The organism is Pseudomonas moraviensis subsp. stanleyae (assembly GCF_036283065.1).
Classification (GTDB): Bacteria; Pseudomonadota; Gammaproteobacteria; order Pseudomonadales; family Pseudomonadaceae; genus Aquipseudomonas; species Aquipseudomonas stanleyae.
This window is the reverse complement of the sequence record NZ_JAADJI010000003.1, coordinates 437,040-463,075: the sequence shown is the minus strand read 5'-3', so window position 1 is coordinate 463,075 and position 26,036 is coordinate 437,040. Positions and strand designations below refer to the sequence as shown.

The following is a 26,036-nucleotide window of genomic DNA, read 5'->3' as shown; positions in this document are numbered from 1 at the left end:
TCGACTTGGATTCAGTGGTGGATTCACCCCTCACCCCAGCCCTCTCCCCAAGGAGAGGGAGCCGATTGTTGGGCTTTTCAGGATTCGAGTTCGACTCGGTATCTCTCGTCGGCATAAGCCGGGCAATCAACGCGGTCAGTTCCCTCTCCCTCCGGGAGAGGGCTAGGGTGAGGGGTTTTTGATCTTGTGCCTTAAGCTTTGCGCCAGTTCAGGATGAGCAAGGTCACCACCCCCGCAACAATCCCCCAGAACGCCGAGCCAATGGAAAACAGCGTCAGCCCCGACGCGGTGACCATAAAGGTGATCAGTGCAGCTTCCCGTTCCTTCGGCTCGCTCATGGCGATGCTCAAACCATTGATGATCGAGCCGAACAGCGCCAGTGCGGCAATCGACAGCACCAGTTCTTTCGGCAACGCGGCAAACAGGGCCGCCAATGTGGCGCCGAACACCCCGGCAATCCCATAGAACACCCCGCACCATACCGCCGCGGTGTAGCGCTTGTTGCGGTCTTCATGGGCGTGCGGGCCGGTGCAGATCGCCGCGCTGATGGCAGCGAGGTTGATGCCGTGGGAGCCGAACGGCGCCAGCAACAGCGAGGCAATGCCGGTGGTGGTAATCAGGGGCGAGGCCGGGACGTTATAGCCATCGGCACGCAGCACCGCGATGCCGGGCATGTTCTGCGAGGTCATCGCCACCACGAACAGCGGAATGCCGATGCTGATGGTTGCGGCCAGGGAGAAATGCGGCGTGGTCCACACCGGCGTCGCCACTTCCAGATGAAAAGCGCTGAAATCCAGTAATCCCATCAAACCCGACAGTGCGGTGCCGATCAGCAGCGCCGCGAGCACGGCATAACGCGGCGACAGGCGTTTGACCAGCAGATAGGTGAAGAACATCCCCAGCACCAGCCCGGTGCGGTGTTGCGCGGCGACAAAGATTTCGCTGCCGATCTTGAACAGAATCCCTGCGAGCAATGCCGCCGCCAGGGAAGCCGGGATCTTTTTCACCAGCCGTTCGAAGCTGCCGGTCAGGCCGCAAATCGTCACCAGTACCGCGCAGGTAATGTAGGCGCCGATCGCCTCGCCGTAGCTGACACCGCCCAGGCTGGTGATCAGCAACGCCGCGCCGGGGGTCGACCAGGCGATGGTGATCGGTGTGCGATAGCGCAGCGACAGGCCGATCGAGCACACCGCCATGCCGATCGAGATCGCCCAGATCCACGAGGAAATCTGCCCGCTGCTCAGGCCGGCCGCTTGCCCGGCCTGGAACATCAGCACCAGCGAACTGGTGTAGCCGGTCATCATCGCGATGAAACCGGCGACGATGGCGGAAGGCGAAGTATCGGCCAGCGGGCGCAGGCGGGCGTGGGTGGCGTCGGTCATGACGGCGCTGTTCCTTATACCAATGGAGATGTCCGCCACAACACATCCCCTGTAGGAGCTGCCGAAGGCTGCGATCTCTTGATCTTGCTTTTCAAAATCAAGGTCAAAAGATCGCAGCCTTCGGCAGCTCCTACAGGGCAGGCGGTGTTCAAGCAGCGGATTCTGCGATCAAGCCTAAACTCAAACCTGACAAACCGTTGCAATACAGCCGCAGGCGCAAACAGCCGTACAGTCGTGTTGCCACCATTCATTGTGTACAATCGCGCTGTTTTTTACGCGATACTTGCCAGCGACCTACTGTGCCGTATTACAGTCACGGTCTATTCGCCGCAGTTTTCCCGACTCGAGTGCCCATGAACGAACAGTTGCAACCCCTCAAGAAACAACCGCGTGCAGGCAAAGCCGGCCGCAGCGGGACCCAGGACGATATTGTCTACGCGCATATCTTCGAGGCCATCCTCGAACAGCGTCTGGCGCCCGGCACGAAATTGAGCGAAGAAGCGCTGGGGGAAATCTTCGGGGTCAGCCGCACCATCATTCGCCGCGCGCTGTCGCGTCTGGCCCATGAAGGCGTGGTGCTGTTGCGGCCAAACCGTGGCGCGGTGGTCGCCAGCCCGAGCGTTGAAGAAGCGCGTCAGGTGTTTCTCGCTCGGCGTCTGGTCGAGCGGGCGATCACTGAATTGGCCGTGCAACACGCCACCGCCGAGCAGATCGCCGAACTGCGGCAGATGGTCAATGATGAGCGCGACAGTTTCTCCCGTGGCGATCGCGGCGCCGGTATTCGTCTCTCGGGTGAGTTCCACTTGAAACTGGCGGAAGCGGCGATGAACGCACCGTTGATCAGCTTCCAGCGCAGCCTGGTTTCGCAGACCTCGCTGATCATCGCCCAGTACGAAAGCGGCAACCGCTCGCATTGCTCGTACGACGAACACACCCAGTTGATCGACGCCATCGAAAAGCGCGACGGCGAGTTGGCGGTGAACCTGATGATGCATCACATGGATCACATCGACAGCAAACTCAACCTCGACGAGGAAGGCGCGTCGGATGATCTGCACGCGGTGTTCTCGCATTTGTTGCAGACCAAGAAGCCGGGGCGTCCAGCGGCCAAGCTCTGATCTGAAACCGAGTCGCGGCTTTCGCGAGCAGGCTCGCTCCCACAGGGGAATGCATTTCAAAGGTGGGAGCGAGCCTGCTCGCGAAGACAATCTGACGGCCAACAAAAATCCCCCGGGGTACACACCACCGGGGGATTTTTTATGCCCTGGAAAAAACTAGCGCTGATGCACCAACGTCCCCGCCGCATACGTCTGCGCCACCGTGCGGTCATCGCCCAGCGTCATCAGTACAAACAACGTCTCGGCAATGTTATTGGACTGCTTCAAGCGATAGCTGAGAAGCGGCGTGGCGTTGTAATCCAGCACCAGGAAGTCGGCATCGGAGCCCGGTTGCAAGTTGCCGATCCTGTCTTCCAGACGCAGCGCCCGCGCGCCACCCAGCGTCGCCAAGTACAGCGACTTGAACGGGCTCAGCCGCGCGCCCTGCAGTTGCATCACCTTGTAAGCTTCGTTCAGCGTCTGCAGCAGCGAGAAACTGGTGCCGCCGCCGACGTCGGTGCCGAGGCCGACATTGAGCTTGTGCTTCTCGGCCATCGGCAAATTGAACAGGCCGCTGCCGAGGAACAGGTTAGAGGTCGGGCAGAACGAGATCGCCGAGCCGGTTTCCGCCAGCCGCGCGCATTCGTCGTCACACAGATGCACGCCGTGAGCGAACACCGAGCGCTCGCCGAGCAACTGGTAGTGATCGTAGACGTCGAGGTAGCCCTTGCGCTCCGGGAACAGCTCCTTGACCCATTCGATTTCCTTGAGGTTTTCGCTGATGTGGGTCTGCATGTACAGATCCGGATACTCCGTCAGCAGTTGCCCGGCCAGGGTCAGTTGTTCCGGCGTACTGGTGGGGGCGAAGCGCGGCGTCACCGCATAGTGCAAACGGCCCTTGCCATGCCAGCGCTCGATCAGCGCCTTGCTGTCAACGTAGCTGGATTCGGCGGTATCGACCAGATAGTCCGGGGCATTGCGGTCCATCATGACCTTGCCGGCGATCATGCGCAGATCGAGCTTTTCGGCCGCTTCGAAAAACGAATTGACTGACTGCGGATGCACGCTGCCGAACACCAGCGCCGTGGTGGTGCCGTTGCGCAGCAGTTCCTTGATGAAGATGTCCGCCACTTGGTCGGCATGGGCCTTGTCGCCAAACTGGCTTTCGCAGGGGAAGGTGTAAGTGTTCAGCCAATCGAGTAATTGCTCGCCGTAGGCGCCGACCATGCCGGTCTGCGGCAGGTGAATGTGCGTGTCGATGAAGCCCGGAGTGATCAGCGCATCCTGATAATGGTTGATCTCGATATCCGCCGGCAGGGTAGGCAACAGGTCGCTGGCGTGGCCGAGGGCGCTGATCTTGCCGTCATCGACCACCAGCAGGCCATCCTCGAAATATTCATAGGACGCTTCGATGCCGACTTCGGCGGGGTCGGCAATGCTGTGCAGGATGGCGGCGCGGTAGGCTTTGCGAGTCAGAGGCATGAGGGTTCTCTAATCAGTTTGAGGCTTTGAGTTTGGCCGCCTGACTGCGGCGCGAGGCGGGCAGCAGTCGGGCAATCGGTTCGGCGCGGGCGCTGTGCTGGCCGAAGTTGGCGTTATAAGTGGCGATGATTTCGCCGGCGATGGAGATGGCGATTTCCACAGGCAATTTGCCTTTGACTTCGCCGATGCCCATCGGGCAGCGCATGCGTTGCACCACGCTCGGGTCGAAACCGCGGTCGCGCAGGCGGTGTTCGAATTTGGCACGTTTGGTTTTCGAGCCGATCAGGCCGAACCAGGTGAAATCGTTGCGCTTGAGAATCGCAGCGGTCAGCTCCAGGTCGAGCTGATGGTTGTGGGTCATGACGATGCAGTAGCTGCCGGCGGGCAAGTCATCGACTTCATCCACCGGCTCTTCGCTGACGATTTTACGCACGCCGTGAGGGATGTGTTCAGGGAACTCGGCCTCGCGCGAATCGATCCAGCGCACCCGGCAGGGCAGGCTGGCCAGCAGCGGCACGAGGGCGCGGCCGACGTGGCCGGCACCGAACACGGCAATCTGCGCTTGCACCTGGCCCATCGGTTCGAACAGCAACACCGTGGCGCCGCCGCAGCACTGACCGAGGCTGGCACCGAGGCTGAAGCGCTCCAGATGCGTGTCCTGCCTGGCGCTGGCGAGCATCTCGCGGGCGATCTGCATGGCTTTGAATTCCAGATGCCCGCCACCGATGGTATCGAACAGGCGCTCGGCGCTGACGACCATTTTCGAGCCGGCGTTGCGTGGCGTCGAGCCGAGTTCTTCGATGATCGTCACCAGCACACAGGGCTCGCCCTGGTTCTGCAGGTCGGCGAGGGCGTCGATCCAGTTGTACATGTTCACCTCGACATCTTCGTTGTCTGTGCCGGCCTCTTCGCGAGCAGGCTCGCTCCCACATTGGCAATGCATTCCAAATGTGGGAGCGAGCCTGCTCGCGAATGGCCGCGCCTCGGTCCTAGAGCGGAGCCAGCTCGGTTTCAGCTTCTACAGCTTTGACAGCCGTCAACTGGCGCATCTGCTCACACCCCCACAACACCCGCTCCGGGGTGGCCGGCGCGTCGATTTTGGGCTGATGCTGATAATCACCGAGGCTCGCCACCGCGTCCTTGATCGCGCACCACGCGGCGATGCCGAGCATGAACGGCGGTTCGCCGACGGCTTTGGAGTGGAACACCGTGTCTTCCGGGTTCTTGCGGTTTTCCACCAGCTTCACCCGCAGATCCAGCGGCATGTCCGCCACCGCCGGGATCTTGTAACTGGCCGGGCCATTGGTCATCAGCTTGCCCTTGTTGTTCCAGACCAGCTCTTCCATGGTCAGCCAGCCCATGCCCTGAATGAAACCGCCCTCGACCTGACCGATGTCGATCGACGGGTTCAGCGACGCGCCGACGTCATGCAGGATGTCGGTGCGCAGCATCTTGTATTCACCGGTCAGGGTGTCGACGACCACTTCGCAGCAGGCTGCGCCGAAGGCGAAGTAATAGAACGGACGGCCCCGAGCCTGACTGCGGTCGTAATAGATTTTCGGCGTCTTGTAGAACCCGGTGCTCGACAGCGAGACCTGGTTGAAATACGCCTGTTGGATCAGCGCCTCGAAGGTCAGGATCTGTTCGCGCACACGCACGTGGCCGTTGCGGAATTCGACGTCTTCTTCGCTGACCTTGTAGTGCCGCGCGGCGAATTCGATCAGGCGTTGCTTGATGGTCTGCGCTGCATTCTGCGCAGCCTTGCCGTTCAGGTCAGCGCCGCTGGAGGCCGCGGTCGGCGAGGTGTTCGGCACCTTGTCGGTGTTGGTCGCGGTGATCTGCACACGGTCGATTTCCACCTGGAACACTTCGGCCACGACCTGGGCGACTTTGGTGTTCAGGCCCTGACCCATTTCCGTGCCGCCGTGGTTCAGGTGGATGCTGCCGTCGGTGTAGATGTGGATCAGCGCACCGGCCTGATTGAGGAAACTCGCCGTGAAGGAAATGCCGAATTTCACCGGGGTCAGCGCCAGGCCTTTTTTCAGGACCGGGCTGTTGGCGTTGTAGCGGCGAATCGCTTCACGCCGCTCGGCGTACTGGCTGCTTTCTTCCAGTTCGGCAGTCATCTCTTCGAGCATGTTGTGCTCGACAGTCTGGTAGTAGTGGGTGACGTTGCGCTCGGTTTTGCCGTAGTAGTTGGCCTTGCGCACCGCCAGTGGATCGAGCTTCAAGTGCCGGGCAATCGCGTCCATCACTTCCTCGATGGCGACCATGCCTTGCGGGCCGCCGAAGCCGCGATAAGCGGTGTTCGAGGCGGTGTTGGTCTTGCAGCGATGGCCGTTGATGGTCGCATCGCCGAGGTAGTACGAGTTGTCCGAGTGGAACATCGCCCGGTCAACGATCGAGGCGGACAAGTCCGGCGAGCAGCCGCAGTTGCCGGCCAGCTCCATATTGATCCCGTGCAGACGGCCGCTGCTGTCGAAACCGACGTCGTACTCGACATAGAACGGGTGGCGCTTGCCGGTCATCAGCATGTCTTCGACCCGTTGCAGGCGCATCTTGGTCGGTTGGCCGGTGAGGTGCGCGACCACTGCGCACAGGCACGCCGGGCTCGCCGCCTGGGTTTCCTTGCCGCCGAAACCACCGCCCATGCGGCGCATGTCGACGACAATTTTGTTCATCGACACGTCGAGCACTTCGGCGACCAGTTTCTGCACTTCGGTCGGGTTCTGCGTCGAGCAGTAGACGATCATGCCGCCATCTTCGGTGGGCATCACCGAGGAGATTTGTGTCTCCAGATAGAAGTGCTCCTGGCCGCCGATGTGCAGCGTGCCCTGGAGGCGGTGTTCAGCCGTGGCCAGTGCCGAAGCCGAGTCGCCGCGCTGGTGAGTGTGGCTGTCGAGCACGAAATGGCGCTTGCGCAGGGCTTCGACGACGTCGAGCACTGGTTCAAGGTCTTCGTATTCGATGATCGCCGCCATCGCCGCTTTGCGCGCGGTTTCCAGGTCTTTCGCCGCGACTGCCAGCACTGGCTGGCCGACGAACTGCACGTCATCGATGGCCAGCAACGGATCGCCCGGCATCAGCGGGCCGATGTCTTTCAGGCCCGGCACGTCTTCGTGGGTAATGACGATGCGCACGCCTTCGAAGGCGTAGCACGGCGACGTGTCGATGCTGAGGATTTTCGCGTGGGCGCGGTCCGACAGGCGTGCATACAGGTGCAATTGGTTGGGGAATTCCAGGCGATCATCGATGTACTGCGCTTCACCGGACACATGCTTGGCGGCGCTGTCGTGCTTGACGCTGCGGCCGACACCGGTGGTCAGGTCCTGGGCGAACAGTTCGGCCAGTTCAGCCTGGGTCTTCTCTACGGCGTGATGGTTAGACATAAGCGGTCACCCGAGTCTCGATGTGCGGTGTTTGCAGTTCGATGAAGTATTTGCGCAGCAGGTTCTGCGCGCTGAGCAGGCGGTATTCCTTGCTGGCGCGGAAGTCCGAGAGCGGCGTGAAGTCTTCGGCCAGCGCGGCGCAGGCACGTTCGATCACGGCGTTGTTGAAGGGCTGACCGACCAGCACGGCTTCGCAGTGCGCAGCGCGTTTCGGAATCGCCGCCATGCCGCCGAAGGCCACCCGAGCGTCGGCGATCACGCCATTTTCCACGCGCAGATTGAAGGCAGCACAGACGGCGGAGATGTCGTCGTCCAGTCGCTTCGACACTTTATAGGCACGGAACAACTGCTCGGCGCTGGCGCGAGGGACGATGATTTTCTCGATGAATTCGCTTTCCTGGCGCGCCGTGACGCGGTAGTCGATGAAGTAGTCTTCCAGATTCAGCGTGCGGCGGGTTTCGCCTTTGCACAGCACAATCTGCGCACCGAGAGCGATCAGCAGCGGTGGCGAGTCACCGATCGGCGAGGCGTTGCCGATGTTGCCGCCCAGGGTGCCCTGATTGCGGATCTGCAACGAGGCGAAGCGGTGCAGCAATTCGCCGAAGTCCGGGTACTCGGCATTCAACGCTTCGTAGCAGTCGGAGAGGGCGGTGGCGGCGCCGATCTCGATGCGGTCGGCGAAGGTTTCTATGCGCTTCATTTCGGCGACGTTGCCGACGTAGATCATCACCGGCAGGGTGCGGTGGAACTGGGTGACCTCCAGCGCCAGATCGGTGCCGCCAGCGAGCAGCCGGGCTTGAGGGTAAGCATCGTAGAGGTCGGCCAGATCGGCGACGGTCAGCGGCACCAGGCAGCGCTTGTCGCCGCTGTTGAGTTCACCGATATCGGTCGGCGCGATGGCCTTGAGGCGGGCGATGGTTTCGGCTTCGCGGGCGTCGAACTGATCCAGTGGCTTGGCGCAGCAGGATTGTTCGGCGGCGGCGAGGATTGGCCGGTAGCCAGTGCAGCGGCAGAGGTTGCCGGCCAGCGCTTCGTGGGCCTTGGCCTGGTCCGGCGCATCGCTGTTCTTTTGCAGGGCGAACAACGACATGACGAAACCGGGGGTGCAGAAGCCGCACTGCGAACCGTGACACTCGACCATGGCTTTCTGCACGCTGTGCAGTTCGCCCTTGTGCTTGAGGTCTTCGACGCTGATCAGTTGTTTGCCGTGCAAGGACGAGACGAAGGTCAGGCACGAATTGAGGCTGCGATAGCGGATGTGTTCACGCCCGGTATCATCGGTCTGCAACTCGCCGACCACCACGGTGCAGGCGCCGCAGTCGCCGCTGGCGCAACCTTCTTTGGTGCCGGACTTGCCCACGTGTTCGCGCAGGTAGTTGAGCACAGTCAGATTCGGGTCCAGGGCGTGCTCGCTACGGAGTTCCTGGTTGAGTAAAAACTGGATCACGGAAGGCCTCGCAGACTCATTATTGTTGTTAACCGACGTGAACCGAATTTAGCAGGTCTGACTTTTCGGTCAATGGTTTTCTGACTTAAAGGTCAGGAAAATCCGTTTCGTCGATCAACAGCGTGTCTATTCAGTATTGACCTTCATCGGTCACCGCGCTTTTTTGCGGGATTCGTGCCAAAAACCGCTGAGTGGGCACTCCGCCATGACCGTGCATTTGCGCTACACTGCGCCGCTTGTGCAGATCGATAGAGTTTGAAGGACAACCATGACGTTCAAGGCGCCGGACAGCCTCGCCGAGCAAATCGCTCACCACCTCGCCGAACGCATCATTCGTGGCGAAATGAAGCCGGGAGAGCGCATCCAGGAACAGAAGGTCACGCTGGCGCTCAACGTCAGTCGCGGTTCGGTCCGCGAAGCCTTGCTGATCCTCGAGCGCCGTCACCTGATCGCGATCCTGCCGCGGCGTGGCGCCCACGTGACCGAGCTGACGCCGCACAAGGTGCAGAGCCTGTGCACGCTGATGAGCGAGCTGTACATCCTGCTCGGCAATTCGGTCGCCAACGGCTGGCAAGTGCAGTCGGACATGGCGCCGTTCGTGCAGATCCAGCAGCGCCTGACCGCCAATTACGAGCGCGGTGATATCCGCAGCTTCGTCGATGACAGCTTCGCGGTAATGCGCGCCGCCTATCCGTTTGCCAACAATCCCTACCTGCAAGAAACCGTCGAGAACCTCCAGCCGGCGATGAGCCGCGCCTACTTTCTTGCCCTCGAACAGCGCAAGGCAGAAATGAGCGAATTTCTCGAGCTGTTCGAACGCCTGCTCGCCGCCGTGCTCGCCCGTGACTTGCCGCAGATCCGCATCGTGCTCACGGCGTATGCCCAGCGCAGCTGCGATCTGGTGGTGTCTGCGCTGACGGTTGCCTGAGCGTGCGGCTAAAGTGCATCAAACTGGCGGGGTTCAAGTCCTTCGTCGACCCGACCACGGTGAACTTCCCCAGTAACATGGCGGCGGTCGTCGGGCCGAACGGTTGCGGCAAGTCGAACATCATCGACGCCGTGCGCTGGGTGATGGGCGAAAGTTCGGCGAAGAACCTGCGTGGCGAGTCGATGACCGACGTCATCTTCAACGGCTCGACCAGTCGCAAACCGGTGAGCCAGGCCAGTATCGAACTGGTGTTCGATAACTCCGACGGCACGCTGCTCGGCGAATACGCCGCCTACGCGGAAATTTCCATTCGTCGCAAAGTCACCCGCGACAGCCAGACCACGTATTACCTCAACGGCACCAAATGCCGTCGACGCGACATCACCGACATTTTCCTCGGCACCGGCCTCGGCCCGCGCAGCTACTCGATCATCGAACAGGGGATGATCTCCAAGCTGATCGAATCCAAGCCGGAAGACCTGCGCAATTTCATCGAAGAAGCAGCGGGCATCTCCAAGTACAAGGAGCGCCGCCGCGAGACTGAGAACCGCATCCGCCGCACCCACGAAAACCTCGCCCGCCTGACCGACCTGCGCGAAGAGCTGGAGCGCCAGCTCGAACGCCTGCATCGCCAGGCCGAGGCCGCCAAGAAGTATCAGGAACTCAAGGCCGAAGAGCGTCAGCTCAAGGCGCAACTGTCGGCGCTGCGCTGGCAGGATCTCAACGAGCAGGTCGGCCAGCGCGAGTCGATCATTGGCAACCAGGAAGTCAGCTTCGAAGCGTTGGTCGCCGAGCAGCGTAATGCGGATGCGGCCATCGAACGCCTGCGCGACGGCCACCATGACCTGTCCGAACGCTTCAATCTGGTGCAGGGGCGTTTCTATTCGGTCGGCGGCGACATTGCCCGGGTCGAGCAGAGCATCCAGCACGGCCAGCAGCGGCTGCGCCAGTTGCAGGACGATCTGAAAGAAGCCGAACGCGCGCGTCTGGAAACCGAATCGCACCTGGGCCACGACCGCACCTTGCTGCTGACCCTCGGCGAAGAGCTGGACATGCTCACCCCCGAGCAGGAAGTCACCAGCGCCGCTGCCGAAGAAGCCGCCGCTGCGCTTGAAGAAGCCGAAACCACCATGCACGGCTGGCAGGAGCAGTGGGACGCCTTCAACCTGACGGCTGCCGAACCGCGGCGTCAGGCTGAAGTGCAACAGTCGCGGATCCAGCAGCTGGAAAGCAGCATGGAGCGCCTGGCCGACCGGCAGAAACGCCTCGGCGAAGAGCGCGCGTTGCTGTCCGCCGATCCGGAAGACGCGGCAATCATGGCGCTCAACGAGCAGCTCGCCGAGTCCGAAGCGACCCTGGAAGATTTGCAGACCAGCGAAGAAGCGCAGGTCGAAAAGCTTGAACAGCTGCGTCAGGAGTTGCAGCAGGCATTGACCGCGCAGCAGCAGGCGCAGGGCGATCTGCAGCGGCTCAACGGGCGTTTGGCATCGCTGGAAGCCTTGCAGCAGGCCGCGCTCGATCCCGGCACCGGTACCGCCGAATGGTTGAAAGAACACAATCTGGCCGAGCGCCCGCGTCTGGCCGAAGGCCTGAAGGTCGAGGCGGGTTGGGAGCTGGCGGTGGAAACCGTGCTCGGTGCCGACCTGCAAGCGGTGCTGGTCGACGACTTCAGCGGTTTTGATCTGTCCGGTTTCACCCAAGGCGATCTGCGCCTGCTCAGCCCGGCCAGCGATGGCGTGCGGGTGGCGGGCAGCCTGCTGGATAAAGTCGAGGCGCAGATTGATCTGTCGCCGTGGCTTGGCCAGGTCAAACCGGTCGACAGCCTTGAGCAGGCGCTGGCCTTGCGCAGTCAGTTGAGCGCCGGGCAAAGCCTGATCAGTCGCGATGGCTATTGGGTTGGGCGACACTTTTTACGTGTTCGTCGCGCGAGCGAAGCGGAAAGCGGCATGCTCGCCCGCGGCCAGGAAATCGAAGACTTGCAGCTTGAGCGCGAAGAGCGTGAAGCCACGGTCGAGGCCATGGAAACCCGTCTGCAAACCTTGCGTGCGCAACAGCGCCAGCAGGAAAACGGCCGCGAACATTTGCGTCGTTTGCTACAGGACGAAGCGCGCCAGCAAGGCGAATTGAAAGCACAGTTGTCCGCCGGCAAGGCCAAGGCCGAACAGCTGACATTGCGCCGTACCCGTCTCGATGAAGAACTGGTCGAACTCGCCGAGCAGCGTGAGCTCGAGCACGAACAGGTCGGCGAAGCGCGCATGCAATTGCAGGAAGCGCTGGACGCCATGGCGCTCGACACCGAGCAGCGCGAATTGCTGCTGGCCCAGCGCGACAGCCTGCGCGAACGCCTCGACCGCGTGCGTCAGGAAGCCCGGCAGCACAAGGATCACGCCCATCAACTGGCGGTGCGTCTCGGCTCGCTGCGCGCCCAGCACGACTCAACGCGGCAGGCGCTGGAGCGTCTGGAAATGCAGGCCGAGCGTCTGACTGAAAAGCGCGAACAGTTGAGTCTGAATCTGGAGGAGGGCGAGGCACCGCTGGAAGAGTTGCGCCTCAAGCTCGAGGAGTTGCTCGACAAGCGCATGACCGTCGATGAAGAACTCAAGACTGCGCAGATCGCCCTGGAAGACGCCGATCGTGAATTGCGCGACGCGGAAAAACGCCGGACCCAGGCCGAACAGCAATCGCAGCTGATTCGCGGCCAGCTCGAACAACAGCGCATGGAATGGCAAGCCCTGACCGTACGGCGCAAGGCTTTACAGGATCAACTGCTTGAAGACGGCTACGATCTCAACGGCGTGCTCGCGACATTGACCGCACAAGCCAGTGAACGCGAAGCCGAAGAAGAACTCGAACGCATCAATGCGCGGATCCAGCGTCTGGGTGCGATCAACCTCGCGGCCATCGATGAATACACGCAACAATCGGAGCGTAAACGTTATCTGGATGCGCAGGACGCCGATCTGGTCGAAGCGCTGGAGACCCTGGAAAACGTCATCCGCAAGATCGACAAGGAAACCCGTAACCGTTTCAAAGATACCTTTGATCAGATCAACGGCGGTTTACAGGCACTTTTCCCGAAAGTTTTCGGTGGCGGGCGCGCGTATTTGGAACTGACGGGCGAAGATCTACTCGATACAGGGGTGACGATCATGGCGCAGCCGCCCGGGAAGAAGAACAGCACCATCCATTTGCTCTCCGGCGGCGAAAAAGCCCTGACTGCTCTGGCTCTGGTTTTTGCCATCTTCAAGTTGAACCCGGCGCCGTTCTGCATGCTTGATGAGGTTGACGCGCCACTGGATGACGCTAACGTTGGACGCTATGCACGCCTGGTCAAAGAGATGTCGCAGACCGTGCAGTTCATCTACATCACCCACAACAAGATCGCCATGGAAATGGCCGAGCAGTTGATGGGCGTGACCATGCATGAACCGGGTTGTTCGCGGCTGGTGGCGGTGGATGTCGAGGAGGCGATGGCGATGGTGGACGCCTAGCGGCGGTGCTGCAAGTGACAAGCTCCAGGCTGCAGGTGGACGGCTTGTGGCTTGGAGCTCAAAGCTTGTAGCTGCGAAGCCTTTGATCGTGCTAGTTTAATGTCAATTTTTCGTATACGTGGGCAAAACGCCTGTCAGAACATAGAGTTGGCGCCACGTTTTAAAGCGGTTTACGCAGTGTAAACCCCTTATTTTTCAGCATTTTTTATAGAGGCACGGGATTACATGGAAATCGGTCTGCGCGAGTGGCTGATCGTCATCGGCATCATTGTGATAGCCGGTATTCTTTTCGATGGCTGGCGCCGTATGCGCGGCGGCAAGGGAAAGCTGAAATTCCGTCTCGACCGGAGCCTGTCCAATCTGCCGGACGAGGACACCAGCGCCGAGCTGTTGGGCCCGGCCCGCGTGCTGGACACGCACAAGGAGCCGCAACTGGACGAGCACGATCTGCCGTCGGTGAGCATGCCTAACCGCGAAGCCCGCGAACCGCGTGAATCCGGTTCCAAACGTGGCAAGCGCGGCAGCAATGGCCCGGCGCAGGGCGACCTGAACCTCGACCTGGATCTGGACGGCGGTCCGAGCTTCAGCAGCCGTGACGACGATTTCGCCGAAGACAGCAAGCCTGCACCGGCTGTGGCGGAAAAAGATCAGCCGCAAGCCGAAGAGGTCCTGGTGATCAGCGTGATCTGCCGCGACCCTGCCGGCTTCAAGGGCCCGGCGCTGCTGCAGAACATTCTCGAAAGCGGCCTGCGTTTCGGCGAGATGGATATTTTCCACCGCCACGAAAGCATGGCTGGCAACGGCGAAGTGCTGTTCTCCATGGCCAACGCGGTCAAGCCGGGCATTTTCGATCTGGACGACATCGACCATTTCAGCACCCCGGCGGTGAGCTTCTTCCTCGGCCTGCCAGGCCCGCGTCATCCGAAGCAGGCCTTCGACGTGATGGTCGCAGCAGCCCGCAAGCTGTCCCAGGAACTGAACGGCGAATTGAAAGACGACCAGCGCAGCGTACTGACCGCGCAGACGATCGAGCACTACCGTCAGCGCATCGTCGAATTCGAGCGCCGCGCCCTGACCCAGAAGCGCTAAGGCCAGAGCGCAGTTGTGGCGAGGGAGCTTGCTCCCGCTGGGTTGCGAAGCGACCCCAAATTTACGGCGGCTTCGCCACCGAGCGGGAGCAAGCTCCCTCGCCACAAGGTCTACTACCTTGAGCGACTATGATTAGACACTGGAGCAGCCTCGGCTGCTCTTTTGCTTTGTGAGAGAACACCCATGACCGCCGCCAAAACCCGCATTCTAGAGCTGCGCGCTGAGCTGGATCAGCACAATTATCGCTACCACGTTCTCGACGAGCCGAGCATTCCCGATGCCGAGTACGATCGCTTGTTCCACGAGCTCAAGGCACTGGAGGCAGCCAACCCGGAACTGGTCACCAGCGACTCGCCGACCCAGCGCGTCGGCAGTATGGCGCTGACTGCGTTCACCCAGGTGCGTCACGAAATCCCGATGCTCAGTCTCGGCAACGCCTTCGAAGAATCCGACATGCGCGAGTTTGATCGCCGCGTCAACGAAGGTCTCGATGTGCCGGCCGGCGATCTGTTCGGTGGCGGCGCGGCGGTGGAATACAGCTGCGAACCGAAGCTCGATGGCCTGGCGGTCAGCCTGCTGTATCAGGACGGTCTGCTGGTACGCGGCGCCACGCGGGGCGATGGCACCGCCGGCGAGGACATCAGCGTCAACGTGCGCACCGTGCGCAATATTCCTCTGAAGCTGCACGGCGAAGGCTGGCCGGCGACGCTGGAAGTGCGCGGTGAAGTGTTCATGTCCAAGGCCGGTTTCGAACGCCTCAACGCGTCGCAACTGGAGATCGGCGGCAAGACCTTCGCCAACCCGCGCAATGCGGCAGCGGGAAGTCTGCGCCAGCTCGATTCGAAGATCACCGCCAACCGGCCGCTGGAATTCTGCTGCTACGGCATCGGCCAGGTCTCCCACGATATTTCCGACACCCACATCGGCAACCTCAAGCAGTTGCAGAAGTGGGGCATGCCGATCAGTCACGAACTGAAGCTGGCCAAGGGCATCGATGAATGCCTGGAGTATTACCGCGACATCGGCGCGCGCCGTGACTCGCTGGCCTATGAAATCGACGGTGTGGTGTTCAAGGTCAACAGCATTGCCGACCAGCGTGAGCTGGGCTTCCGCGCCCGCGAACCGCGCTGGGCGATCGCGCACAAATTCCCGGCGATGGAAGAACTCACCGAGCTGCTCGACGTTGAATTCCAGGTCGGCCGCACCGGTGCGGTGACGCCGGTGGCGCGTCTGAAGCCGGTGAAAGTCGCCGGCGTCACCGTGGCCAACGCCACCTTGCACAACATGGACGAGGTGGCGCGACTGGGCCTGATGATCGGCGACACGGTGATCATTCGCCGCGCCGGCGATGTGATTCCGCAAGTGGTGCAGGTGGTCACCGAGCGTCGTCCTGACAGCGCGCGCCCGGTGGCCATTCCGGAAAGCTGCCCGGTGTGTGGCTCCCACGTCGAACGCACGCAACTGGTCAAACGCAGCAAGGGCAAGGAGACCTTCAGCGAAGGCGCGGTGTATCGCTGCGTCGGCCGATTGGCCTGTGGCGCGCAACTCAAGCAGGCGATCATTCACTTCGTTTCGCGCCGGGCCATGGACATCGAAGGTCTGGGCGACAAGAGCGTCGAGCAACTGGTCGATGAAGGTCTGGTCAGTTCGCCGGCTGATCTGTATGCGCTGAAGTTCGATGACATCGTCGACCTCGAAGGCTTCGCCGAGGTCTCGAGCAACAAGCTGCTGAAAGCCATCGAAGACAGCAAGCAACCGAGCCTGGCGCGTTTCATCTACGCCCTCGGCATTCCCGATGTCGGCGAAGAGACGGCCAAGGTGCTGGCGCGGTCGCTGGGTTCACTGGAGCGCGTGCAGCAGGCCTTGCCACATGTGCTGACCTACCTGCCGGACGTCGGGCTGGAAGTGGCGCACGAGATTCACAGCTTCTTTGAGGATGCGCACAACCAGCAGGTCATCAGCGAATTGCTCGGCCATGGTTTGCAGATTCAGGACCAAGGGGAGTTGGGCGCGGAGTTCGCCGCCAGTACCACGCTGGGCGGCTTGCTCGACAAACTGCACATTCCTTTCGTCGGCCCCGGTGGTGCACAGAAACTGGCGGACCGCTTTGGTTCGCTGGAAGCGGTGATGAACGCTGACTGGCTGGACATGCGTCAGGCGCTGCCGGAGAAGCAGGCCAACTCGGTGCGCGAGTTCTTCGCCTCGCCCGAGAATCGCCAACTCGCCGAGCAGTCTGAGCAACAACTGCGCGATTTCGGTATGCATTGGCAGAGCGAGAAGAAGGTCGTCGAAGGTCTGCCGTTGTCCGGCGAAACCTGGGTGCTGACCGGCAAGGTCGAATTGATGAGCCGGGATGTGGCCAAGGATCATCTGGAAAGCCTCGGCGCCAAGGTTGCCGGTTCCGTGTCAGCAAAAACCCACTGTGTGGTCGCAGGCCCCGGTGCCGGCTCGAAACTGACCAAGGCCAATGAGCTGGGTGTGAAGGTCATGGATGAAGAGGCGTTTATCGCCTTCCTCAAAACCCACGGCGTCACCGTGTAAGGGATGCGCTGCTCTTTGTGGCGAGGGAGCTTGCTCCCGCTCGGCGACGAAGTCGCCGCAAAAACAGCGCGCGCGGTTTTCCCGGCCAGCGTCGGTGTATGGATTTGGGGCTGCTTCGCAACCCGGCGGGAGCAAGCTCCCTCGCCACAACGGCGGTGTCATCGGGTAGCGCGTTGTATTCGGGAACGATGTTGTCTTCGCAATGATCTAGTCTTGGCCAGTCCCAGGGAGAGATCGCCATGCACCGTTTTTTCGAGCAGCTCAGTTCCCGCATCATCGCGCCGTTCGTGGCCGGATCCTCACGCAACAGCAAAGTCTGGCCGTGCCGTTGCGGCCAGTCGCTGTTCTTTCGCAACAGTCAGTGCCTGGCCTGTAACGCCTTGCTCGGTTATCAACCTGAACAAAGTCGCCTGACCTCGCTGCAGCCTGGGCCACAAGAGGGCACATGGACACTTGAGGTCGATCCCGACGCCGGTCTGTTCCGCCGCTGCGCCAACCTCGACATGCCCGCCGCCTGCAACTGGCTCCTGCCGGCCAACGATCACGACACCTTGTGCATCGCCTGCAGCCTCAACCGCACCATTCCCGACCTGTCGGTCCCGGAAAACCCCGAGCGCTGGCGCAAGGTCGAGATCGCCAAGCGTCGACTGGTCGCGCAATTGATCACCCTTGGTCTTCCCGTCATCGCGAAAACCGTGGATGAAGAAACCGGGCTGGCGTTCGACTTCATCGGTGTCGACCTGCAAGGTAACGCGCCAATGACCGGCCACGCCAATGGCCTGATCACCCTCGACATCAAAGAGGCCGACGACGCTCATCGCGAGCAGGTCAGGGCGCAGATGCACGAACCCTATCGCACGCTGCTCGGGCATTTTCGCCATGAGGTCGGCCACTACTACTGGGATCGCCTCATCGCCAACGGCCCCTGGCTCGGCGCATTTCGCAACCTGTTCGGCGACGAACGCGCCAGTTACGCCGAGGCGCTGGACCGGCATTATCAGCAAGGCGCGCCACTGGACTGGCCGCAACACTACGTCAGCGCCTACGCAACCATGCACCCGTGGGAAGACTGGGCGGAAACCTGGGCGCATTACCTGCACATGATGGACGCGGTGGACACCGCGCTGGGCTTCGGCATGAGCGCACGGGAAATGGACTTCGACTATCAGCCGTTTCCGACCAGCACCCTGTACGACCCCGAGCATCCCGGCGGGAGCGCGTTCCTGTCATTCGTCAATGCCTGGATCGAACTGGCCGGCATGCTCAATGAACTGTCGCGCAGCATGGGCCAGCCGGATTTCTATCCGTTCGTACTGCCGGCAGCGGCGATCGCCAAGCTGCACTTCATTCATCTGGTGATCCAGCAGGCGGGCGGTCGTGCAGACGAAGTCCTGGCCCTGTAGGAGGTGCCGCAGGCTGCGATCTTTATGTCCTTGAACCCGTTCATGTTTTTTATCTGCAACCAACGGTTGTAACTTCATCTCAGACAGGTACAATGGCGCGGCTCGCCGACAGGCAAGCGTCGTTATGGTGACCCCATCGGTCCCCCCGCAACGATTACCCGTGAACCTGGTCAGATCCGGAAGGAAGCAGCCACAGCGGGAACATTGTGTGCCGGGGTGTGGCTGGTGGGGGCACCACCTTAACGAACCACCGAAGGCTTCAGACAGAACTGCATGGGTTTCGCCCACTGCGGTTTTTTTATGCCTGCGATTTGGCCTTTGGCGTTGATCCGCCATCAGAAAAGCTCAGATCAGCAGCGCAGCGTTCCGTTGGCCGTGCGGCTGTCGAAGCTGAACAGTGGCATACTCCCTCGCCTGGCATCGAGAGGTAAGGCAAGTGGCTGAAATTGACGATCTGACCCGGGAAAAACTGCGCGAATGGCAGTTACGCCGTCTGGAAGTCAAAGCGCAAATGCAGGATCAGCCCGAGCGCACGCTGGAGCTGTCGCGAGTGCTCGATCTGATGGATGAAGAGCACGCCGCGATTCTGGCGGCATCTGTTGTTTTCAACGCGGCCGAAGAGCCTGAACAGCCGGACCCGGTGGAACCTCAACCGGTCATCGTCGAGCACAACTCAATCTCGCCGGGCGCAAAGTACGACCTGCAACTGCACGCCACCGCACAAAACCCTGAATACCTGCGCAAACTGCTGGAAATGGCGCTCTACGAAGTGCACGCGCAGATCGATGCGGGGGCTGTGGCTAGCGGCGCTGAGCGACGCGGCATGTCCGGCACGCTGGGCGACTACTCCTTCAAGCTGCGGATCAACCCCGAGGCCGGCAATGAGCAATACTCGCCGCCCACCCATGAATTGCACGACGAGAATGACCAGGACTGATCTGGTGATGTGTCAAAGCCCAGGCAGCGAGGTTGTATGCACCCGGAACATTTTGATTTGGCCACCCCGGTATTTCTGCCCATCACCCATGATGTGTGTACGGCGTTGTTGCAGCCCGAGGGTGATGCGGCACTGGCCAACCTGAGCGATCCGGAACTGGCGGCGGTGCTGGTCATCCAGAATCTCGCCCAGGCCACGGAACAGGATCTGAGCGCCAGCGCGGCGGAGAAAATTCTCGCCAGACTCATCGACTGGTCTGTCACCGCTCGGCGTTCTGGATCGGCGGGACTGATGTCCGAGGCGCGGCGACTGTTCGATTCGCGCAAACTGTATTTCGGCCTCAATGCGCTCAAGGGCCTGAACCTGCGCTTTCTCATGGCTGATGAAGTCACTGCGCAGGAATATCTGTTGCCCGATGGGCACTGGGATGTCGACTACAAGATTCGCCATCAGAAGCAGAACAACCCGTTCATTCAGCAAATGGTCACGCCACGCGAGCGTGAACACTGGTTGAGCGCGGCGCAGGACAAGCTGCTGCGGACCTTTCGCGCCAACCTCGACGAAGACCTCCATGTGCAGGGTTATGCGGGCATCGGCAAGAGCTACATGCTCAGCGCGCTGATTGAATGCCTGCGCTCCAAACGCACCCTGGTGCTGGCGCGCACCCCGGCGAAACTGGCGACGTTGCGCAAGCACATCGTGCAGGTACACGACACGGAAATCGGCCAGACTTTTTTCGAATTTGCCCAGGCCCAGTTGCTTGGCCCTCGGTCGCATATGGCCAGGACGCCAGCGCGCATCCCGAGCAAGCAGGCGCTGGCGCAGGAACTGAATATGTTCGGCTTTCGCCACCACGACGGGCAGGGCATACTTGAGGTCTGCCTACGCGTGCTGGAGCTGTATTGCGCCTCCAGAGACCACACGCTGTCCGCCAGGCATCTGCCGCACTTCCAGCAGCCGTTGACCGCTGCAGACTCGCAGGCGCTGCTGGAGTATTCCAGTCGCCTCTGGGTTTATCTCGAGGCCAACCCGGCCTGGGCCAGCCAGAGCGGTTTTCAGACGTTGTTGATGATCAAGCGCGCCAGTCTCGCCGGTTGCCGCGTCCCGCCGCGCTACACCCATGTGATCATCGACGAAAGCCAGGATGTGCCGGCGTCGCTGCTACAAATGATCGAGCGCGGGAAGCAGGTGCTGATCACCCTCGGCGATGAGTATCAGCACGCCAAGGGCGAGCCGCTCAAGCGCAAGCGAGAAGTGCGCCAGAGCGATATCTGCTATTCGGTGCGTTCGGGGCGCAATGTCGAGCGCTTGGTCAATCCGCTGATCTCGCGGCACACGCAGAAAAGCAAAGTGCCTTTCGAAGGTGCGCGACATGCTGACGTCGATATCGAGTACTACCCGCAAGCCTTCGTACCGCCCGAGGGTTGCGTGGTGCTGACCGCGTCACCGTGGGACACGATGATGTGGGCCATCCACCTGCACGATTCCAATTGCGCCTTCAGTTTTCCCGACAGGGAAGCGCAGGACGACATCAAGCATTTCATGACCACCGCCATCGAACTGTTCCGGCGCGATTTCTACAACGCCGGGTCCAGCGAGAAAGGGCCGCACCCGTATTTCAGCGACATGGCAGATTGGCGGCAAGTGCGTGAGGCCAACCGCTTCGATGAAGCCTTTGTGTGGATCGAAGCGCAGCTGCAAGAAGGCTTCAGGATTGCCGACCTGACCCGACTGAGCCAGAGGATCATCGAGCCGGGCAAGGCCTGTCTGTTGATGATGGCCGAGCAGGCCGGCGGCATGGAATTCAGGCGCGTTCTGTTGACCCGGGCGTTGCTCAGCAATGAGAAATTCAAGGACGCCTACGAATTCGATCAGCGCATCTGCGCCGTGTATATCGCCGTGTCCCGCGCCCGACAACAGCTTTACCTGCCCTACGACGTGGTGGAGTGGATCGATTATCACCACAGCCGCGAGCCGAAATTTCGCGAATCGCACGGTTATTGACCCGGCAACCCTGTGGGAGCGAGCCTGCTCGCGAAGGCGTCGGCACGTTCAACATCGGGGTGGCCTTACACAACGCTTTCGCGAGCAGGCTCGCTCCCACAGGGGGTTAGGGTGTGGTTGAAGAGGTGCCGGTGTAGAGCCGGATAATGTCGTCTATCTCGCCGGACATTTTCATCCGCAGCAACGTGCGCAGAATCCGCTGCACCGGCACCTTCGGGTCGTTCCGCACATAGCAGCCGATATGCTGTTCCTGCAGCACCGCGACCCCTCGCAATTGCTGCTCCGGCAGCAGGCGCTGATTGATCCAGTCCAGCGTCCACTGATTGCTCACCGCGTAGCGATAACGGCCGGCGAGGAGCTTTTCCAGCACCTGCTCTTGATTGCGCGCGTCTTCGCGTTGCAACCGGTCGGCGTCGAACAGTGATTGCAGGGTCGGGTAGCTGTAACCGAGGACGGTGCCGATGGCCTGTCGCGGCAGATCGGCGGGATTGATCTGCGCCGATTGATCTTCGCGGCTCACCAGCAGGTCGCGCTGAAACCACAGCGGCACGCTCCAGATGTAATCGCCGGACTGATTCGGCAGCCACGACTGTGCGGCATAGCAGCGCACATCGATGTCGCCGTGTTCCATGGCGCTCTGGACCCGCGCGCGCGGCAGGACGATGAATTGCGCCGGCGCGCCGACCTGGGTCGCCAGGCTGAGCAGGATGTCATGCAGGATGCCCTGGGTCGGTCTGCCGCTTTGCAGTTGCACCATCGGCATCGCCCAGCTGTCCGGCACGGCGAAGCGCAACGGCGCTTGTCCTGCCATCGCGTTGAGGCTGATTCCCAGCAATGCCCCAAGGGCCCACCGCATAAACGCTCCGGTCATTCGCCGTTCCGAGCCGATAAAAGCCTCTGCTGATGCAGCTTAGCCATATTAGACGAGGACACCGGATGCAATTTTGCCCTTGCTCCGCTAGCATTAGCCGCTTCTGCTTCCTTCGCTGCGACGGTTTTCGATGAGTTATCAGGTTCTTGCACGTAAATGGCGTCCGCGCTCGTTCCGCGAAATGGTCGGCCAGACCCATGTGCTCAAGGCTCTGATCAATGCCTTGGACAGCCAGCGGCTGCACCACGCCTACCTGTTCACCGGGACGCGCGGGGTCGGCAAGACCACCATCGCGCGGATCATTGCCAAGTGCCTGAACTGCGAGACAGGCATCACCTCCAGCCCTTGCGGCGAATGTTCGGTGTGCCGCGAGATCGATGAAGGCCGTTTCGTCGACCTGATCGAAATCGACGCCGCCAGCCGCACCAAGGTCGAAGACACCCGCGAACTGCTCGACAACGTGCAGTACGCGCCAAGCCGTGGGCGCTTCAAGGTCTACCTGATCGACGAAGTGCACATGCTGTCCAGCCATTCCTTCAATGCGCTGCTGAAAACCCTTGAAGAGCCGCCGCCCTACGTCAAGTTCATCCTGGCGACCACCGATCCGCAGAAACTTCCGGCAACGATTCTTTCGCGCTGCCTGCAGTTCTCCCTGAAGAATATGACGCCGGAGCGTGTGGTCGAGCATTTGACCCACGTTTTGACCGCGGAAAACGTACCGTTCGAAGACGATGCACTGTGGCTGCTCGGCCGCGCCGCCGATGGTTCGATGCGTGACGCCATGAGCCTGACCGATCAGGCCATTGCCTTCGGCGAAGGCAAGGTTCTGGCTACTGACGTACGGGCGATGCTCGGCACGCTGGATCACGGTCAGGTCTACGACGTTCTGCATTCATTGATCGAGGGTGACGCCAAGGCGCTGCTCGAAGCCGTGCGGCATCTGGCCGAGCAAGGTCCGGACTGGAACGGCGTGCTCTCGGAAATTCTCAACGTGCTGCACCGTGTGGCCATCGCTCAGGCGCTGCCGGAAGGCGTCGACAACGGCCACGGCGACCGTGATCGCGTATTGGCCCTGGCCCAGGCGTTGCCGGCCGAAGACGTGCAGTTCTATTACCAGATGGGCCTGATTGGCCGCCGCGACTTGCCGCTGGCGCCGGACCCGCGTGGTGGCTTCGAGATGGTCCTGCTGCGGATGCTGGCGTTCCGACCGGCGGATACCGCGGACGCGCCGAGGCAACCGCTAAAGCCAGTGGGGATCAGCCAGGCCACAGTTGATTCCGCAAACTCAGTGGCTGCCGCGCCGAAGCCTGCGCCGGTGGTCGCTGCGGCTGTTGCGCCGGCGCCTGGGCCCGCACCGGTAGCGGCGCCGACTGCCGAGCCAGAACCTGTTGCGCCGGTTGTCGAAGCGCAACCGGAGCCTGAGCCCGTCGCCGTCGAAGCTGTCGTCGATCTGCCGTGGAACGACCCGGTGGAAGCCGAGCCCGAGCCGGCGCCGGTTCAGCAACCCGCCGTCGAACCGGTGCTGGAAACCGCCGGTGAGCAGCCGGAATTGCCGCCGATGCCGCTGCCGACCCCGGACAGCGTGGTGCCGGATGCGCCGGAGTGGGCCGCTGCGCCGATTCCCGAGCCGTCCGTCGCTGACGTCGATGCCGCTACGCCGGGCATGGACATGGACGACGAACCGCCGCTGGATGAAGACTACATCGAGCCGGACATGGATTCGGCCTACAGCTACCTCGACGAACTGGCCAGCGAACACGCCACCGATCCCGAGCCTGAGCCCGAGCCGGAACCTGCCGCCGCGCCGGCCACCGGCCTGGCCCTGCAATGGCTGGAGCTGTTCCCGAAGCTGCCGATTTCCGGCATGACCGGCAGCATCGCCGCCAACTGCACCTTGATTGCGGTCGATGGCGACCACTGGCTGATGCACCTTGATCCGGCCCACAGCGCACTGTTCAACGCCACGCAACAGCGGCGTCTCAACGACGCGTTGAACCAGTTCCACGGGCGCACGCTGACGCTGACCATCGAGCTGATCAAGCCCGAGCAGGAAACCCCGGCCCAGGCTGCCTCCCGTCGCCGCGCCAATCGCCAGCGCGAGGCAGAGGAGTCGATCCACGGTGATCCGTTCATCCAGCAGATGGTTCAGCAGTTCGGCGCGGTGGTGCGAAGCGATACTATTGAACCTGTCGACGCCTTGGTCACCCAAGGCTAATAACTGAAGGTGCTCGGCCGCGATGGCCGGGCGCTGTTTTATCCAAGTACGTTTGAGGTGATTCCCATGATGAAAGGTGGCATGGCCGGCCTGATGAAGCAGGCGCAGCAGATGCAGGAAAAAATGGCCAAGATGCAGGAAGAACTGGCCAACGCCGAAGTCACCGGCAAGGCCGGCGGCGACATGGTCACCGTGGTGATGACCGGTCGTCACGACGTCAAGAGCGTGAGCATCGACCCAAGCCTGGTCGAAGGCCTGAGCGAAGACGACAAGGAGATGCTGGAAGCCGTTGTCGCCGCCGCCGTCAACGACGCCGTGCGCAAGATCGAAGCCAACAGCCAGGAAAAAATGGGCAGCATGACCGCTGGCATGAACCTGCCAGCGGGTATGAAACTGCCATTCTGATTCGCCATTGCGCGGCAGATGAGCTACACAAAATGCCAGGCATTGCGCCTGGCATTTTTGTTTCTGCATGATGGGTATGTGCCGGCAGGACTGGCGCTTTCGCGAGCAGGCTCGCTCCCACACTTGGAAATGCAATCCCTGTGGGAGCGAGCCTGCTCGCGAAGGGCGCGCCTCGGTCAAAACTGAAGAAACATCGAACACACCACCGCTACCAAGGTCTGCTCCCTATACACCGAATTCCCCATTCACAGGAGACGCTGACATGTCCGACCCTCTCACCCTCAACCAACGCTTCGTCCTTGCCTCGCGCCCGACTGGTGCGCCGACTCCGGAAAACTTCCGTCTTGAGCGCGAGGCCCTGCCGGATCTGCAGGACGGTCAGGTCTTGCTGAAAACCCTGTACCTGTCGCTCGACCCGTACATGCGCGGGCGTATGAGCGACGCTCCGTCCTACGCTGCGCCAGTGCAAATTGGCGAAGTCATGACTGGCGGCGCGGTCAGCCGGGTCGAACAGTCCAATCATCCGAAATTCCACACCGGTGATCTGGTGGTTGGCGCCACCGGTTGGCAGAGCCACAGCATCAGCGACGGCCGCAACATCATGCCGATCCCGGCCGGCCTGCCGAGCCCGTCGATGGCTCTCGGGGTGCTGGGTATGCCGGGCATGACCGCGTACATGGGCCTGATGGACATCGGTCAGCCGAAAGAAGGCGAAACCCTCGTGGTGGCCGCTGCGTCCGGCGCCGTCGGCTCGGTGGTCGGGCAAGTGGCGAAGATCAAAGGTCTGCGCGCGGTCGGCGTGGCCGGTGGTGCCGAGAAGTGCAAATACGTGGTCGAAGAGCTGGGTTTTGATGCCTGCATCGACCACAAGGCCGACGACTTCGCCGAGCAACTGGCCAAGGCCTGCCCCAACGGCATCGACATCTACTACGAGAACGTCGGCGGGCATGTCTTCGATGCGGTCGTGCCGTTGCTCAATCCCAAGGCGCGCATCCCGTTGTGCGGTCTGATCGCCGGCTACAACGCCGCCGAGGCACCCACCGGCCCGGATCGCCTGCCCATGCTGCAACGCACGCTGTTGACCAAGCGTGTGCGGATTCAGGGCTTCATCGTCTTCGATGACTACGGTGATCGTCAGCCGGAATTCATCAGCCACATGGTGCCGTGGGTACGCGACGGCAAGGTGAAATTCCGCGAGGATGTGGTCGAAGGTCTGGAGCAGGCACCCGAGGCGTTCATCGGTCTGCTGGAAGGGCGCAACTTCGGCAAACTGGTGGTCCGGGTCGCCCAGGATTGAGGATTTGACGCTGGCCAGAGGCGCGGGTATAAACCGCGTCTCGTTGTTTAGTCGGACT

Annotated in this window: 17 protein-coding genes and 1 other RNA gene; 12 read left to right on the top strand and 6 right to left on the bottom strand. The window is 61.5% G+C overall.

The window, feature by feature from the left end; translation table 11 throughout:
- Positions 1–191: 191 nt before the first annotated feature.
- Positions 192–1,382, bottom strand: a complete 1,191-nt coding sequence (locus GXB78_RS07260; RefSeq protein WP_329514911.1) for a benzoate/H(+) symporter BenE family transporter — start codon at positions 1,380–1,382, stop codon at positions 192–194.
- 353 nt (positions 1,383–1,735) lie between these two features.
- Here GXB78_RS07260 and GXB78_RS07255 point away from each other — a divergent pair, with 353 nt between their 5' ends.
- Positions 1,736–2,500: a GntR family transcriptional regulator gene (locus GXB78_RS07255; RefSeq protein WP_007918375.1), complete on the top strand. Its 765-nt coding sequence runs from the start codon at positions 1,736–1,738 to the stop codon at positions 2,498–2,500.
- Between the two features lie 156 nt (positions 2,501–2,656).
- On the opposite strand, the gene guaD is transcribed toward GXB78_RS07255, so the two are convergent.
- The 4 genes from guaD to xdhA all read right to left on the bottom strand — a co-directional run bounded on the left by guaD (position 2,657) and on the right by xdhA (position 8,797).
- Positions 2,657–3,961 (bottom strand): guanine deaminase, encoded by a 1,305-nt coding sequence (gene guaD, locus GXB78_RS07250; protein ID WP_329514910.1) that lies wholly within the window; start codon positions 3,959–3,961, stop codon positions 2,657–2,659.
- A gap of 13 nt (positions 3,962–3,974) precedes the next feature.
- Positions 3,975–4,832: a xanthine dehydrogenase accessory protein XdhC gene (gene xdhC, locus GXB78_RS07245; RefSeq protein ID WP_329514909.1), complete on the bottom strand. Its 858-nt coding sequence runs from the start codon at positions 4,830–4,832 to the stop codon at positions 3,975–3,977.
- 118 nt (positions 4,833–4,950) lie between these two features.
- Positions 4,951–7,350 (bottom strand): xanthine dehydrogenase molybdopterin binding subunit, encoded by a 2,400-nt coding sequence (gene xdhB / locus GXB78_RS07240; protein WP_329514908.1) that lies wholly within the window; start codon positions 7,348–7,350, stop codon positions 4,951–4,953.
- A complete protein-coding gene (gene xdhA, locus GXB78_RS07235; RefSeq protein WP_329514907.1) occupies positions 7,343–8,797 on the bottom strand; it encodes a xanthine dehydrogenase small subunit in 1,455 nt (484 codons plus the stop codon). Before xdhA ends, xdhB begins: the two co-directional genes overlap by 8 nt.
- Before the next feature lie 268 nt (positions 8,798–9,065).
- Here xdhA and GXB78_RS07230 point away from each other — a divergent pair, with 268 nt between their 5' ends.
- The 8 genes from GXB78_RS07230 to GXB78_RS07195 all read left to right on the top strand — a co-directional run bounded on the left by GXB78_RS07230 (position 9,066) and on the right by GXB78_RS07195 (position 21,190).
- Entirely contained in the window at positions 9,066–9,725 is a 660-nt protein-coding gene (locus tag GXB78_RS07230) for a GntR family transcriptional regulator (protein ID WP_039763015.1), read from the top strand.
- A 2-nt stretch (positions 9,726–9,727) separates the two neighbouring features.
- Positions 9,728–13,216: a chromosome segregation protein SMC gene (gene smc, locus GXB78_RS07225; RefSeq protein WP_329514906.1), complete on the top strand. Its 3,489-nt coding sequence runs from the start codon at positions 9,728–9,730 to the stop codon at positions 13,214–13,216.
- Positions 13,217–13,441: 225 nt separating this feature from the next.
- Complete coding sequence (zipA, locus tag GXB78_RS07220) at positions 13,442–14,305, top strand: cell division protein ZipA (protein WP_041479106.1); 864 nt, start codon at positions 13,442–13,444, stop codon at positions 14,303–14,305.
- Positions 14,306–14,488: 183 nt separating this feature from the next.
- The gene (gene ligA / locus GXB78_RS07215; RefSeq protein WP_329514905.1) at positions 14,489–16,846 is read left to right on the top strand and encodes an NAD-dependent DNA ligase LigA; all 2,358 of its coding nucleotides are present in this window, start codon (positions 14,489–14,491) and stop codon (positions 16,844–16,846) included.
- Between the two features lie 239 nt (positions 16,847–17,085).
- The gene (locus GXB78_RS07210) at positions 17,086–18,249 is read left to right on the top strand and encodes a zinc-binding metallopeptidase family protein (RefSeq protein WP_329514904.1); all 1,164 of its coding nucleotides are present in this window, start codon (positions 17,086–17,088) and stop codon (positions 18,247–18,249) included.
- A gap of 134 nt (positions 18,250–18,383) precedes the next feature.
- Positions 18,384–18,480: signal recognition particle sRNA small type (gene ffs / locus GXB78_RS07205), an RNA gene on the top strand.
- A 205-nt stretch (positions 18,481–18,685) separates the two neighbouring features.
- On the top strand, positions 18,686–19,186 hold the full coding sequence (locus GXB78_RS07200; RefSeq protein WP_329514903.1) for a hypothetical protein: 501 nt from the start codon (positions 18,686–18,688) through the stop codon (positions 19,184–19,186).
- A gap of 36 nt (positions 19,187–19,222) precedes the next feature.
- Positions 19,223–21,190, top strand: coding sequence for a hypothetical protein (locus tag GXB78_RS07195; protein ID WP_329514902.1), 1,968 nt, complete (start codon positions 19,223–19,225; stop codon positions 21,188–21,190).
- 106 nt (positions 21,191–21,296) lie between these two features.
- Here GXB78_RS07195 and GXB78_RS07190 read toward each other — a convergent pair whose 3' ends face one another.
- Positions 21,297–22,046 (bottom strand): substrate-binding periplasmic protein, encoded by a 750-nt coding sequence (locus GXB78_RS07190; RefSeq protein WP_329514901.1) that lies wholly within the window; start codon positions 22,044–22,046, stop codon positions 21,297–21,299.
- A 145-nt stretch (positions 22,047–22,191) separates the two neighbouring features.
- On the opposite strand from GXB78_RS07190, the gene dnaX reads away from it, so the two are divergent.
- From dnaX to GXB78_RS07175, 3 genes are all read left to right on the top strand, one after another.
- Positions 22,192–24,276 (top strand): DNA polymerase III subunit gamma/tau, encoded by a 2,085-nt coding sequence (dnaX, locus tag GXB78_RS07185; protein WP_329514899.1) that lies wholly within the window; start codon positions 22,192–22,194, stop codon positions 24,274–24,276.
- A 66-nt stretch (positions 24,277–24,342) separates the two neighbouring features.
- Positions 24,343–24,681, top strand: a complete 339-nt coding sequence (locus tag GXB78_RS07180) for a YbaB/EbfC family nucleoid-associated protein (RefSeq protein WP_003223337.1) — start codon at positions 24,343–24,345, stop codon at positions 24,679–24,681.
- A 262-nt stretch (positions 24,682–24,943) separates the two neighbouring features.
- The gene (locus GXB78_RS07175) at positions 24,944–25,978 is read left to right on the top strand and encodes an NADP-dependent oxidoreductase (protein ID WP_016773860.1); all 1,035 of its coding nucleotides are present in this window, start codon (positions 24,944–24,946) and stop codon (positions 25,976–25,978) included.
- Positions 25,979–26,036: the final 58 nt, after the last annotated feature.